Here is a 15,302-nt window from a genome sequence, read left to right as displayed (position 1 = left end):
AGCAATGTTTAAATACTTCAGGTTTGAAATATTTAAACCGACTAATTTTTCTTAGTTTAAATATGTAAAAAAAAATCTAACTAAGAATGACTGACTCTCATGAGTATTTCCGCGATATTTTGCGCTCTTGCATTCCAGGAATATTTTTCTGTAATTAACGTATAAGCTGTATCTACAAGTGATTGATATTTATCAATATTTGAAGCAGCATCCAGCACTGTGCTAGCAACTTCTTCGCTAGAGTATCCTGTTACTAACAGATGTTCTAAGTTGCGAAATTCTTCTAACCCTCGCAAGCCTTCTGGTGTTGATACAACTAACTTTTTACTAGCAAAATAATCTAATGCTTTATTGCGAGCACCTCCTGCTACGGCTTGTTTTGAAAATGGCAGCAAAGCGATATCTGCATATTTAAGATGGTCAACAAAATCTTCTCTCCTAGGTAAAAATCCTAAAAAAGAGATATTGGAGGGTATTGGTTCTGAAATATCACTACTATCCCTACCAATGACAATAAAATGTACTTTATCTTGATGACTTTCAAGGGATTTAGCAACCTCAATAGCCATTGATACAGACATATCATTAGTTGGAAATTGAAATGTTTTGGGAGCAATAAGAACCACTATTTTAGCTGGTCTGAATACTTGATAGGGATCTTTATCGGGAAAATCTTCAGTGTTTAGTAAATCTTCAGTCACTCCATTCCCGATGCAATAAATTTGCTGTGGAGTTATACCATACCATTGGGAAATTAGTCTAGGAATTGATTCACCTGCTGCAATAATCGGACTGCCAGAGAATATCAAAGTCCCCTGAGCAATATATGTTTTAATACATTGTGCAAACTCTTTAAAAGGATTGGCAACTGAAAACAAGCGCATCCAGTATTCGTATGGCGAAAATGTATGAAAATCAAATACAAGAGAGGAATTACTGTATTTTCTAAGCTTTAGTGAAATTAAAGCAGCCAATCCAGGTAGTGTTTCTTGAGCATACACAATATCTGGACAGAACTCGTCGATGCACTTTTCTATAGCTTTAATATATGACTTTAAGCTTCTTGATCCAATCGAAAAGGAAGGTGCATAATTAACAGATGAACAATCTAAACCTAGTTGAAAAACATCAAAATATTCCGTCAGATATTGTCCTAGATAAAAAGGTCTAGTAAATGCACCAAATGGTTGACTAGAATCGAGTGTTGAGACAATTAGTAAGCGTTTACCCATAAAATGATTAATGATTATTTTATGATTTAATAATTTAAAATTGCATTTGTCAAATTATTAAGATATTTAGAAAATATCCAAATACTATTGACTCTCGTGCGAGTGTCAAACTTCTGAGTTAGTTTGATTGATGTCCTCAGTAAATGTGGGAGAAATTGCCAAATCCTTGTAACCAATAATTGCTCTGATATAGGGTAAGAACCAGTAAAATATCCAAAATGGTCCAGAGTGTCTGCTACAAAATATAGTCCACGATTTCAATGGAAATCCTTTAATTTGCAGTACCTTTTTCAAACGTTCTAATATATTTAAATTGGTATCGACCCAGCTATTACGGATAGAATTTCTATTACAAGTACCAATATATCCAGGAGCTACCCATATTTTACAACCCATTTTACGCGCTCTCAGGGCATAATCTAAATCTCCTAAACTGTGAACAAAGGCTGTATCAATATTGCCAACTTTTATAGCAACACTTTTAGGGATTAGCACGCAGTTACCATACATAGCATCGCATTGTTGGATAACAGAACTTGGTTCTAAAAATTCAAACTTGTTAGAATACCACTTTTTAGATTTTACTGCTCCTCCATAGGTTGCTTTTCCTGTCATTGAGTCTCTAGTTGAACCAACTACAATCGAGTCTGGATAACCAAGTTCTGTCAAATTTTGATGAACCTGCAATAGTTTACTCACAGCATTGGCTTCCAGAAATGTGTCATCATTTAACCACAGATAATAATCATATTGATGTTTTATTGCCTCACCAAAGGCGAGATGCATCCCTCCTACCCAGAATAAATTGCCATTACCCTGAAGTATTTTTACCTCTGGATATTCTGCTTTGATAGCCTCTGTAGTTCTATCAGAACTACCATCATCAGTTAAATAAACATCACAATGATTGTTTTGCTGATACAAAGCATTTAGACAGGCAAGAGTTGTATTCCGCCTGTTATAACATGTCATAATTACAGCTAGATTTGCTTGCTTCATTTCATTTACCTCATATAATAACTACTATCTACAAAACAGTCAGGGAAATAATGCACTTTTATGCAATTTTTACAAAAATACCTTCATAATCCAAACATCAAATTTTTACTTTTTGTATATTTTTATGTAAACTTAAAATTTAACCATCTTTTCTATCCAGCCACTAAAATTAATATCTAAATTAAAGGTTTTTAGTTTTTGTTCCATTCTTCTGACCACTAACATATATCGATGCCAAACTGAGACGCGAGGCATATTAAGTCTGACAACCTCTTGACATAACCATCGATATTTATCTGAATTGATATTAATTTTTTTCAATCTTTTAATTTGTGCATTCCAATCGTTATAGAAAAATAAGTTGAAGTAATGAATGGATATAGTATCATCCCAATGTTTAATTTGTAGTTTTTTTGATAAACGGTTATGTAAAGGTAATGGATAACTATAATTAGAAGGAAGATGTTCGACGTTTTCTTCCAACGCACATAAAGTTACAGACAAAACAGACTGCTCAACAAAATAAATACCCTGAGGAGGAATAATATCTAGGCGCATTACTTTTTCAAAATTCTCTTTCCAAGTTGTAAATATACCTGCACTCCTTCTCACAGCAACCAAACCAGAATTCCAATAGCCTCTGATTCTCTTATTACCAATTGGTGTGTCAACAAATACCTCACGCTTTACTCCCAGCACTTCATATAGTTTTTGCCAATACCATTCTTGAGGGTCTTGTAAACCTGTAGAACCAATTCCTTGACCATACTCAGGACGCATTCGTACATTACAGTTTGCTGGCAACAAAAATTCTTTTGGCTCCGAAAAAAAGCATTTATCACTGTCTAAAAAAACTAATATTTCTGCATCGATATTTTGTTCTGCATAGGCACAAACTAGAGGTTTATTGGCTAAATAGTATTCATGAAATTCTTGATTTATCGGAATTTGTTGATGTATAACGTGTAACGCTTCAAACGCTTGTTGAGTTTGCTTTAATATCGGTTCACCTACCCTGGGATGAAAGCTATATATAGGTGTATTTTTCAATTCACCGCAGAATTTACGAATACTTTCTGCAAGCATCAAGGATTGACCTTCTAAACGGCCTGGTTCTGTACAAATTATAAAAGCTATAGGTATTGACATATTATGAAGTATTGATTTACTAAATTAATTACCAAATGAAGATTTCTTTGCAATCATCAATATTTCCTGAAACAAAGCTGAATAACGACGTGCTTGAAGTTCCAGAGTGAATTTTTGTTCGACCTTCTCACGTGCATAAAATGATAGTTTTTGCAACCTCTGTTCATTTTCAAGTACCCAGGTAATCCCTTTGGCAAAATCCTCAACTTCATAAGGTTTAGCCAAATAGCCGTTCTGCTGATGATCAACAATATCTTTTAAGCCAGTAGAATTAAACGCCACAACTGGAGTACCACAAGCGAGTGATTCTGAAGCTGTCTGTCCAAAAGATTCTTGCAGAGACGGTACAAGCATCACATCTGCTGCTGAGTAAACAGTTGCTAGAGATATATCATCGTGTAAGTGTCCCAAATAGTGGGTTTTGAAACCCAATTCAGGTGGATTTTCTGGTTGAGATGCACCGAAGATAACGATCTCCAACTTATCTTTCCAGCCAGATTTGCTTAATTCTTGTAATGCTGGTTGCAGGTAATGAAAGCCCTTTCTATGGTCATTAGTTGCATCTAATGCTCCAAATAGAATAAGTTGTTTATCCAGAGGTAAATTGAGTAATTTCCGTGCTGAGCCTTGATGAACAGGTTTATACTTTTGAGTATCCAGTCCATTCGGAATTACTTCAATTCGCAAGTTCTTAAACAGAGAACTAGACTTGGCACATTCGGCTAACCAAGAACCTGGTGAAACAATTGTCAGATTTAAATTTTTCAAAGCTTTGGCTTTACGTTGCCATACCCAGTGGGATAAGTCAGAATCCTTTTTGCTGTTGAGTTGAGGACAGGTTCCACAGGATATTTGGTAGCGATCGCAATCCCCAGCATAGCCGCATCCCCCAGTAAATGCCCACATATCATGAATTGTCCAGACCAAAGGGCGCTTTAGTTTCGCAAGAGTTTCAATTTGCATAAAAGCTGCGCTAATCCAATGCAAATTGATTATGTCTGGATTAATCTGAGCAACTTGAGAAACTACTGTATCTGGTAACCATTGAATAAAAAACGGAGTATTTTGCTTTTGAGAATAAAGCTTCAAAGGCAAAGTTTCAAATGTCAACTTTGCCTTGGCGATACCTTGAAATAATCTCATCTTAGGCGCAATTACTGTTTTATCATCAGTAGATTTTTCTTGCACCAGCATTTGTGATTGTAAGTCAATATCTTGTAACCCTTTGTGCAAACGGTATGCTGCACGAGCCGCACCACCAGCCACATCCTGGGTACTAAGGAGCAAGACGTTCATATGAGTACTATTTAACTTTAAAAACATGCTTGATAACACTGATTCTCTATCCCAGAAAATCAGTATTATTTGTTTGGCTTGATGCCCTCACAATATAAAGATCCTGGTAGATATACTGTCCCATCAGCATTTATATCTAAGACTTCATTACTAAAGTTGGGAATATCACTTGTATGGGCATCTAAAAGTTTAATATCCGAAAAACCAACTCTTTGAAAGAGCGTTTTCATGCTATGGCTATCATACATCCACTTATGTTTTTCACCAAGGGAAGTTTCATCGATCATAGACTTGCGGACATACCGTGGTATTAACCTTTTTACCATGTCAATATAAAGGTATTTAAATTTGTTTCTCAGTTTATTGTGGTTGATACTAAAAACCTTTTGTAATAAAGAGTTTGTATTAGTTATTGCTACCTCTTCTTTGATATTAACACCTGTTCTTTCTTCTACATACTTGATGGATGATTCATCATTATTTTCAAGCACTTGTCGCCAATAAGTTTTCATCAAACCGCCATGTTCTGTTCTAACCAATTGGTCAATTAACTCAATAATAATCCATTCATATTGTTTCCTTGCTTCCTCATGTTCAATACTGTCGATAATTCTTAAATATTCACGGCATGTTCGCTCTAAGTCAGGAACAACAATGCGTAAAATGCCTTGAGGTTTTAGAACTCTGTAGCATTCTTTCACCAACATTTCTCCCGTTTCCTTAGAGAAATGCTCTAGAACATGACTGCTATAAATTACATCAAAATAATCTTTAGGGTATGGAAGTGGTTGCAGTAAGTTATGAGCAATTACGTCAGGATGCTCAGAATTAAAATCTATATTTATCCATTCAGAAGAAAATCTGTGCCCACATCCAAAATTTAACTTTTTCATGTTTTCTCTCCTTTTAATTATGCAAGTATGTAAATTACTTACCTATTTATATATTGGTACGCGCTGGGAACTAAGAGTCAGAGATAGAGAAGTGGTGACATACATTAACCAATTCCAACCAGGAATTAATAACCTTGCTTCTGAGAAATTAACTATGACGATAATAACTAGCATCTGCATTGGCCAATAATCTTCTGGTTTTTTTGCCACTGAAACGATTCGAGTCAGTGCCATTACAAAGAACCGGATAAATCCTGCTGCAAAAGTCAAGAAACCTAAAAATCCTAATTCTAACAATAGTTCTAAAAAGCCATTATGAGCATTACTGGCCCAATCGTAAGTAGCTCTCAGATTAGATGCAGCATTACTAGTCCAAAATGCCGAATATCCATAACCTAGCCAAGGTCTTTCCAAAACCTTAGCTATCACTAATTCCCAAAGATCAGAGCGTCCATTTAAGGTAAGGTCTTTGCCAGAAGTACCAACTACAGTTTCCGCATTATTGATCAGTAACATTGAAACAATAATCAGTAACATTAAAGCTGTAGTAATCATAATAACTTGTAGTTTATAATTAGTTTTTTTAAATGATTGATAGAAAGGTAAAAGTAATATCATTGTCAATAAGATAGCTAAAGACGTTGTGGAACGCGTGAGGATAATTAGACATACAGATACCCCACATATTGCCCACATCAACCATCGATATCGATTACTACTAAGGGCAAGATGCAAAAAAACTCCTGCACTCCAATTCATCATGTATCCTAATTCATTTTTATGACCATAAATTCCGCTCCACATATCTAATAATTCTGGTGCTGTGTGAATATAACCTGGTACGAATGCAGAGAATATCATAGATAATAATGTAGCTGCACCAAGCGCCCAAGCTATTAGCCTCATTTGTTCCCTAAGCGGATAACGCATTGCCAAATAGATGGCAATAAAATATATTCTGATTAGACCTTTGATATAATTAAGACTAGAATTTATATCTTCTGACCACAATACAGAAAATAGAACGATCGCTAGTAAAAAAAACTGTAAGGGACTTTTAGTAATTACATAAATAAAACCTTTCCAGTATAAAAGAAAAAAATAAAATAGAATTAAATATGAAACTATATTGAACAAAGTATCTACCTTATCGCCTCCGAGGGTAGACATAGAGACTTCTTGTGCAGGATGTATTGTTAATGCCCCTACAGCAATGAGTAATAGCAAAATAGTTAGTATTTTTTCTGTTAATTTTACCTTCATCGCTGACATTTAATTTCTTAATTTACTAAATATATCACTATTTTTTTATGGCTGAGTAATTCAATCTTTTCTTTACTTCCTCTTTAAAAATATCCAATGCAGTTGCTTTATAAACTGTTTTCTGCGTAAAGTTATCTGCCTCTATATTCCTCACAATAAACGGTGGATGTTTTAAGGGAAATTCCATCGCTTGCATGGACATATTAATGAATGAAAATTCTTGATTGGAAGTGAAATGAGTCGCGTCTGCACCAACACCAACATTAGAGATTAAATTGACATTGGGAATAACGCTTAAGCTACCCTGTATCCAGCAAGCAAATGTCCATTGGTAATCCCAGGTTATACCTGTAGGATTGTTATAAACAGACTGAAATATTCGTCGCCAATAACTTACTGCTTTTGGGTCTACAAGAATATCATGTAAAAGGTTTTCTGCTTGCACCTCTTTCCAGAGTTTGATCGTCAAATCATAATGTTGCCAAGCACGTCTCCAACTTGCCCAGCCCCAACAATGGTTGTAACGAGATAGATAGTAACTATAATTTGTGCGTTTTCGTCCAAATTGAAGATTTTGAGCAGAGATGGTGGCGATTCTGGTATCGTTTCTATATTTTTCTAGTAGTTCTTCACTAAATCTGAAAAATGTTGGGTGAGGGATACAATCATCTTCTAAAATAATTGTTTCTTCAACATTATTAAATACCCAATCTAAACCACTAGAGACTCGTTTTGCACAACCTAAGTTGACATCAGAATAATTTTTGATAACTTCGCAGTCCCAATCAACTCTCTCAATAATTGCCCGAGTTGCTTCACACTTTTCTGCCTCATCTTCACGGTCAGTACGTGGGCCATCTGCGATTACAAAAAGTTTTGTTGGCTTGGCTTGGCGAATAGCTTCAAAGACTTTCTCTGTTGTTTGTGGACGCTTAAAAACAATAAAAGTTACTGGTGTTTTCATGATAATCAAGGTTAAATAATAATGATCAATATTTGTAAAAAGGAATAAGCGATCGCACCTGAATTTTAAATATTTTTTGTGTTCTTGGATCAAATGCGTTGCACACAAAGGCAGCAGCAGCTTGAGAGATGATTGTTGCGATCGCAGCCCCAAGTCCTGCATACTTAGGAATCAGGAATAAATTAAGAATAATATTTAGGATTGCCCCAAACAAAGTCTTACCTAAAGAAACGTGGTTCAAACCTTCAGCAATAAACCAAGGTGATGTTGCAAGACCCATAAATACAAACAAAGAAGTCCAAATATGAACTGCTAATATTGATCCTGCTTCTGCATATCCACTTCCAAACATCACCATAATTATCTTGTCAGATAGAAATGACATTGGAAGCGCAATTGCCAAAGATATACATGTCATTAAACTTAGTAATTGTCCGATTCGCTGATAGTAAAGACTTTCAGATTTTTCCTTAGCTGCGTAAATTGCAGGAGCAACAGAAGAAACAATAGCTCCCGGAATAAAATACCAAATTTCAGAAACCCTGACAGCAGCAGTATAAACTCCAACCTCGCTATTTCCGATCATTTGGCCTAACATCACCTGATCTATTTTCATAAAAATTAGGATAGCGAACCCCGAAAAAATTAGAGGTAAACTCTCTTTCATCAGAGTTTTGGCAGCAGAAAAACTCCAACGCCATGACCACAACGAAGACCCTTTAACTTGGTAAACAATCAGCAAGCCAATTGCACTCATGGCAAATTCTGCTAATGTTACCCAAGCAAAAGCTAACAATGGTGCTTTTGTTAAAATTAGTGCGATTTTGATGGCACTATTTAGCAGAAACGCTGTGTTCTTAGCAATCACAGTATATTTTGACTGCACCTGTGATTGAAACCACAGTTCAATAGTATCAGCCGCCCTAAAAATTCCTGCCATTGCTAAAATTGCAACTAGCCATATCTTCAGTGTTTCCTGCTCGCCTAAGAAAAGCATAGTGCTAACTGCCAATAAGACAGAAGCAATTCCACCCACCAACTTTAGCCAAAAAGTGGTTCCTAAAATTTCCTCTTTGTTTGATGATTGACGCACAAGATGGCGAACTACTACGTCGTCTAGTCCTAGAGTGAAAATTGGGCTAAATAAGGTAACAAAAGCTAAAGCATAGTTAAAGACACCATACTGCTGTACTCCTAAGTAGCGTGCTATCCATACTCCTACGACTAAGCTTGCACCCATACGTAGAATACGGTCAGCAAACAACCAACTTGTATTGGCAATAATTGCACGCAGTCCAGAACGAGATTTAAATTTTGATAAGTTTTTAATTTTTAGTTTACTTAACATTATTTTTATGAATTAACCATGTAAAGTTCTCATATCCCTATCAATATCGCCTACAATACTTTTAATTTCCCAGTCATCAAAGTTTTCAAAAAATAGCTACATAAGAAAACAATGCCCTTTGTTTTCCAAAATAAGTTATGCTCAAACAAAAATATTATTTTTAAATATGAAATAAAATCTTGATATTTTGGGCATGGTATTGTTTTTAACTCATTTAGAGATGTGAAAGCCAATAATAATGGTAAACTCAAATTATTTTTTTGCAGAATGTAATTAAATAAGGAATTGCGTTTCCAGAATCTCTTGTATTCATAGTTGTTATCTATATCTAAAAATTTCTTGTTATGATACTGGTTATTTTTATGTATTCTATACATCACTAAAGGTTTAGATATATAAAACTTTTTAGCTCCTACCAAAGAAGCTCCCCATACCAAACAGTCATCAGCCCTTACACGCCAATCTTCTACATTTGGAATAGGCAAAAATTTTCTAATTATTTCTCTACGGATTGATAATGTTGAAGTTATGGAGCCAATCCATTCACCACTATATAAAGTTCTGATTACTGAATAACCCAAATCTAAATCGACAGCATCAGCTTGAAATGTTTCTTCTACTGCCCCAAATTTGTTATACGCACAAAAAACAAAATCACATTCACTACGTCTCTTATAAAAATTTAATGCTGTTTCTAAATATTGAGGTTCATAAATATCATCGGCATCTAAAAAAAATATAATGTCTCCAGTTGCAGCTAAAAACCCTTCATTGAATGATGATAGTTGTCCTTGATTTTTTTCTTTCAAGATAGATTTAACATTAGCTACTTGAGTAAATTTCGTGATGACTTCTACCGAATTATCTGTGGATGCGTCATCAACAATAATAATCTCATCAAATTTAACTGTTTGATTTAAAGCGCTATTAACCGCCTCTGAGAGAAATTCGGCGTAATTGTAATTATTAATTAAACAAGATGTTTTGATTTTATTTTTATCCATACAAAATGCCTCAATAGATAACAAAATAAGACGGAAATATTTTTGGTAACCGATAATTACCAATAGGCCGGATATTTTGAGGGACTTGTAGGGACATCATCAGGTCTACACCTAACCCAGGATTCATTATAAAGAGACTGAAAAAACGGAATTTTATCCCAACGGTTACCTTTAATTCCAAAAAGAATTTGAGTTGCTCCTCCAAGGTGGAGAGCTTGTTTACCAAGAGATTTAATGTAAGCAGCTAATGGAAGTCCATAAGCACCACATCCGATAATAGCTATGTCAAAATCTTGATCTTTAATCTTGTTACACATCCAATCATAAGCATCGAACCAAGTATTGAACTGGGTTTGAGTTCCCGCTAGAGACTGTACGGCTTTGAAGGTAATTAATTCAAATTCAGGCAGAATATTTTTGTTTTCAAAAAGTAACTTTCTATGGTTTTTATATTGCGATGAAATTGTTTCTGCAAAAGGATGAATCACTAAAACCTTTTTTCCCTCAAGATTCTTGCTCCAAGGGTCGTTGTGATAATAAGGTTCAAGCGTATTTAATTCTACAAAAGAAGCTTTTGGGCAAGAATTTCTGATAATTTCTGGCTCTCCAGTTTGAAACCATACTCCTAAAACATCTATAGATTTTGACGATTCTAGAAAAAGTTGACTAAATCGATCTAGATGTTTTTTATCTGCTGGGAAAAATCCAGAATCATTAGATATTGATTCAAATATAGATCCCTTGTAGCCTCCTTTTAGGTATTCATGCACACAATAAGCTTCTGTGCTACCAAAGCGAGAAATCATAAAAGGTTTACTATCTTTAATAAGATTGGTAACTAATTCATTACTTTGTTGAGGAGATAAAATTTGCTGATATATATCATAGTTTTTTACATGATTTTTGAGAATTATTGCCTTTGTGTAAATAGAGCCTTTCCATTTAGCTAATGGAGTATTTGATTTTACGAATTGCTTGAGATTTTTGCTTAACGTCATTAATTTAGCCCTACAGTCAAAAATTTTGTTTTAAATGGTTGTAGTCAGATTCGCTTTCGGAATTTATCGAAGAACTTAACGCTCTTTGGAAAATTTTGTTAGGCTGCTAGATACTAAATCTTGTTCAATTTGTCGTTTTTTGTTGTCATAAAAATAATTATTAGGTTCATTTTTAGTATTCACACCATTGATAACTATCCCTAACACCTTCTGACCTGACTGAGTTAAAAACTCTTTAGCTGCATTCGCACTGTTCAGGTCAACTACTCCAGGACGAACGACTAATAAGATACCGTCAGTAAGGGTGCTTAAAACAGCAGCATCTGCTATTCCTGATAGAGGAGGAGTATCAAAAATCACTAAATCATAATCTCTCCCAAAGCTGCTAATTAATGTTGCCATGCGTTGAGAATCTAGCATTGCCACTGGATTGGGAGGTAAAACTCCAGAAGTAAGAACCTCCAGATTAGGCATAACTTCTTGTACAACTGTATCTAAAGAGGCTTGTCCAATAATTACATTGCTTAGTCCCATTGCATTTGGTAGCCCCCAGATATGATGCTGTATGGGATGACGCATATCTGCATCCACCAATAACACCCGACGCCCTGCCTGAGCCATAGTCACAGCTAGATTTGCAGATACGTCAGACTTTCCTTCTTTGGCAACGGAACTTGTAATTACAATGCTTTTAAGCGGTTTATCAGAACAGAGAAACTTCAAGTTAACTTGTAGTATTTGGTATGCATTACCAACAGGGAAGTAAGGAATATCTCTGCCAATAATTTTGGGAATAGCTCTATCGAGTCCTGCTATAGAAGAAGACTCTTTAGCATTTCTACCTTGTGTAGGAATTACTCCTAAAACACTGTATCTCAAGACTTCTTTAGCTTCTTTGACGGTTTTCACCGAGCGGTCTATTAAGTCTAAACCAAAGGCGACAATGATACCTAAGAAAAGACCAATTCCTCCTCCACCAACAATAAATAAGATTTTGCGAGGCCCTTCTGCTTTATCGGGAATTAAGGCATAGGAAATCACACGAGCATTAGGAATCTTTTGATTCTGTGCAACATCAATTTCTTGGCGTTTCTTTAAGAGTGTTTCGTAAGTCGTTTGAGCCGCTTGCAGTTTCCGTTCTAGCTCTCGTTGGCTTTGTTCTAGCCTTGGCAAATTATTTGCTCGTTTGATGTAGGCATCTTGCTGTCGCAAGAGTGTGCCAATTTGTCTTTCCAGACCAACCCGTTCTGCCTGAGCACGAGTAATATCTGCAATTAGGCTTTGCCGGAGTTGTCCAACCTGTAAACTTCCCTCTGTTATCTGCGCTGTACCCGCTACTTGTCCTACCCGCTCTTTTAGCAAGCTTTTAAGAGCTGTGACCTTTTCTTCTAAGTTAGTGATTGTAGGGTGTTCAGGTTCAAAACGAGTTCGCTCTAGTGCTAGTTGACTTTCTGTTTCTTGAAGTTGAATAAGCACTTTTTGAACTCCAGGTGCTTGACTCAAGTCAGATGCGATGACACCTTGCTGTGAATCTACTTGAGCTTCACTGCGTAACTGTTCCAAACGACCTTTGACATCATCTAATTGAGCTAAAGCTTGAGAAATTTGGTTTCCTAACTTGGAAATCGTATCGACTGCTGCGGTTGCTTCTTGTTCTAGGACAACAATTTTATTCGTTTCTTTAAATAGTCGCAGTTTTGATTCGGCTCTTCTGACAATTTCCTCAGCTTTGGGTACTTCCGTTACGAGAACTTGTTTGGCTGTCAGTGCTTCATTCTGATTAGCCTTGATATTTAGGTCGATATAACTGTCGATAACTTCATTGACGATTTTGGCAGCCAGTTCTGGGTCGCCGCCTTTATAAGAAAGTTGTACAACATCAGTACCTTTGATTCCTTCTATTTTTAGTTGTTTTGCCAGGACGGGAATCGATAACGGTTTGCCTTGACTATCTTTGAGCTTGAGGGAATTAATTGTTTTCTCAATCACTGGATTTGATCCAATAACCCTCACCTGAGTTTCCAGAGGATTGTCGTTTACATTCAAAGCCTCCAGGCGTCCTATGTCTTGCGGTAACCCTGTAAGTGAGGAAGATCGATTTGTTTTAATCATCAAACTTCCTTCTGCTTTGTATGAGGGTTTTAATGAAAATGCATACAAGCATCCAAGGGTAACAGCTATGCTAAAAATTCCGACTAGAGGTAACCAACGCCGTTGAATAACTTCTAAGTATTTTTGAATATTTACTTCTTCAAAGTTTGGCAAAGATTCCATTGTCATAATATATACAAACTTTCTTTTATAAAAAACAGACTATTTACTTGCAGGAGATTTTCCTCAGTATTTTACTGGTAGTAGGACTGTAGTCTAGTTTGCGATGGTAATATTTGCGTTGATTGTCACCTAATGCTTTTTTTACTAAGGTTGTTCAATATTTGAAGTCAACTAATAGTTTTAGTAGTCTCAATTTTGACTTAGATTTTTTGATATCCTCCTGACATCAAAAACAGGATAACTCACAACTTTCTCCTTGATTTACTGGCTTTTCATTATTTTGGTTAACTTTGGTTAACTTAGTTTTATGTTGTTACTGATGCAAGTATTGATTAGTAATCTAACACTCAACATCATATTATGTAAGAACACTGAATTTGATAACTTTACAAAAAATTCATACAAAAAGCTGGTATATTCGCTGTCGGTTTACTGATTTTGAAAAGACAAGAGGAGTTAATTCCTTCAGGGTAAGCGATATAACAATTGTGTCACTAGACAAGCAGTGAAAGCACTTTAGAGATCAGCTTTATGTAGTGGAAAGAGACATTTAGAAAGACTATATGGATATTTACGTAAGTGGCTTCAAAGCTTTCAGCAACAATTAATTCTTGCTCTGAATAATGGCCCATCTGGGAAATGATATGGGATTGGCAAGAATAAAATTGTGTGATTTTAGTATCGAAAATTTAATGATTCGCGAACAGTTTAATTGACACAGACTAGTGAAAAACTTTTTTGATGTAACTTGAGGTGTGAAAACTACAACACAGTGCCCGTCCTTGGGTTTATATCCCGGTTTTTTGGCTTGCCCGTAAATTTGCAATTATCTTGTTTGTATTCTGCAATTGAGGCACAATACTACTTCCAAGATTTATCTAAGAGTGTATATGTTGTCTTATACGTGTAACTACAGGGTAGCACGCATGATAGATAAACGGCTAGTAAGTAAGTTGACATAGTAAAACCAAACTATGTGAAGAAAGATAAAGTAGGCTTTAGCCCTTTTCCCTTCTGTCTCCTGCTTGATCGCAACGACAAATTTTTACGCTGACCTATTGAGTCCGGGTAAGTAGGATGGATTAATCTATATCTAACTAGGACAGTACTGCTAAAATCCAGCTACTATCACAATTAAGCAGATAAAGAGCTTAACTCGCATTTCTCACAAGCTTTGCGATCGCTAATTTCGTAATTTTCACCCAGAGCAGCTTTTGAGCCTGTTTATCGGAAAACGCATAAATCTAGGTTTTATAAGGCTTTGAAAGATATGGTGAACAATCAGGGTTAAGCCTCTTGTTAAAGGTAGGCAAATTTTCGCGACAATGTACTCTATATCTCACTATATTTTTAATGAAGTTTAGGCATACTTCTTACTACCTGTGTTAATCTGAAGTACCAAAACTAGGTTGCTATTTGTTGATTTCTGTATCTAGCCAATTGTAATTATTAAACTGACATTCAATGTTGAGAGATTGAATTATGAAATCCTCTTCTATTATCTTAGTCGTTGTGATTAGCGCCCTTGCTCTCTCCCAGAAAGCCTATGCTAACCAAGAGAATGTTCCTATGACAACAGACGATCGCAATCAGGCTGGAGTTTTATTGACAGAACCAGCCACAATTAACGCTACATGGAGTAATTTTATCGGACAGACTAACAATCCAAAACAAACGACTGAATCAATTTCGCTAGTACAGGAGCGAGGATGCCCAAAGATTAACCCACTTGAGTTCATCAATAACCCAGAGTCTTTCTTTAAGCAATGTCAGAAGCCAGCAAATACCGAAAGTTCTCAAAGTACTGAGCCAATTGAGTATTTCAAGGTTCCTAAGCTGGATTCTGGTCTTAGGGTGACAGTTACTCAATTTTAATATAGGA

General features: G+C 35.7%; 12 protein-coding genes. 1 reads left to right on the top strand and 11 read right to left on the bottom strand.

All coding sequences use genetic code 11. The features are described from left to right. Nucleotides 1–80: 80 nt before the first annotated feature. The 11 genes from ACWATR_RS04410 to ACWATR_RS04360 all read right to left on the bottom strand — a co-directional run bounded on the left by ACWATR_RS04410 (nucleotide 81) and on the right by ACWATR_RS04360 (nucleotide 13,426). Nucleotides 81–1,232 carry a glycosyltransferase family 4 protein gene (locus tag ACWATR_RS04410; RefSeq protein WP_460329863.1) on the bottom strand — a complete coding sequence of 384 codons (1,152 nt, stop codon included), beginning with the start codon at nucleotides 1,230–1,232 and terminating at the stop codon, nucleotides 81–83. Nucleotides 1,233–1,337: 105 nt separating this feature from the next. Continuing rightward, nucleotides 1,338–2,231: a glycosyltransferase family 2 protein gene (locus ACWATR_RS04405; protein WP_460329861.1), complete on the bottom strand. Its 894-nt coding sequence runs from the start codon at nucleotides 2,229–2,231 to the stop codon at nucleotides 1,338–1,340. Nucleotides 2,232–2,363: 132 nt separating this feature from the next. Beyond that, a complete protein-coding gene (locus ACWATR_RS04400) occupies nucleotides 2,364–3,380 on the bottom strand; it encodes a hypothetical protein (RefSeq protein WP_460329859.1) in 1,017 nt (338 codons plus the stop codon). A 24-nt stretch (nucleotides 3,381–3,404) separates the two neighbouring features. Then, the gene (locus ACWATR_RS04395) at nucleotides 3,405–4,676 is read right to left on the bottom strand and encodes a glycosyltransferase family 4 protein (protein ID WP_460329857.1); all 1,272 of its coding nucleotides are present in this window, start codon (nucleotides 4,674–4,676) and stop codon (nucleotides 3,405–3,407) included. A 65-nt stretch (nucleotides 4,677–4,741) separates the two neighbouring features. After that, nucleotides 4,742–5,569 (bottom strand): class I SAM-dependent methyltransferase, encoded by an 828-nt coding sequence (locus tag ACWATR_RS04390; RefSeq protein WP_460329855.1) that lies wholly within the window; start codon nucleotides 5,567–5,569, stop codon nucleotides 4,742–4,744. Nucleotides 5,570–5,611: 42 nt separating this feature from the next. Beyond that, entirely contained in the window at nucleotides 5,612–6,832 is a 1,221-nt protein-coding gene (locus ACWATR_RS04385) for an O-antigen ligase family protein (RefSeq protein ID WP_460329853.1), read from the bottom strand. A 37-nt stretch (nucleotides 6,833–6,869) separates the two neighbouring features. Further along, complete coding sequence (locus ACWATR_RS04380; protein WP_460329851.1) at nucleotides 6,870–7,796, bottom strand: glycosyltransferase family protein; 927 nt, start codon at nucleotides 7,794–7,796, stop codon at nucleotides 6,870–6,872. A 25-nt stretch (nucleotides 7,797–7,821) separates the two neighbouring features. Next, on the bottom strand, nucleotides 7,822–9,144 hold the full coding sequence (locus ACWATR_RS04375) for a flippase (RefSeq protein ID WP_460329849.1): 1,323 nt from the start codon (nucleotides 9,142–9,144) through the stop codon (nucleotides 7,822–7,824). A 50-nt stretch (nucleotides 9,145–9,194) separates the two neighbouring features. Continuing rightward, entirely contained in the window at nucleotides 9,195–10,148 is a 954-nt protein-coding gene (locus tag ACWATR_RS04370) for a glycosyltransferase family 2 protein (RefSeq protein ID WP_460329847.1), read from the bottom strand. Nucleotides 10,149–10,204: 56 nt separating this feature from the next. Beyond that, nucleotides 10,205–11,146, bottom strand: a complete 942-nt coding sequence (locus ACWATR_RS04365; protein ID WP_460329845.1) for a hypothetical protein — start codon at nucleotides 11,144–11,146, stop codon at nucleotides 10,205–10,207. Nucleotides 11,147–11,221: 75 nt separating this feature from the next. Beyond that, complete coding sequence (locus ACWATR_RS04360) at nucleotides 11,222–13,426, bottom strand: GumC family protein (RefSeq protein ID WP_460329843.1); 2,205 nt, start codon at nucleotides 13,424–13,426, stop codon at nucleotides 11,222–11,224. 1,476 nt (nucleotides 13,427–14,902) lie between these two features. Between ACWATR_RS04360 and ACWATR_RS04355 the strand changes: the two genes are divergently transcribed. Next, a complete protein-coding gene (locus tag ACWATR_RS04355; protein WP_460329841.1) occupies nucleotides 14,903–15,295 on the top strand; it encodes a hypothetical protein in 393 nt (130 codons plus the stop codon). Nucleotides 15,296–15,302 lie beyond the last annotated feature (7 nt).

This window comes from Nostoc sp. UIC 10890, from assembly GCF_054786515.1.
Note: the sequence above shows the minus strand (reverse complement) of the source record. Positions and strands in the feature narration are given on the sequence as shown.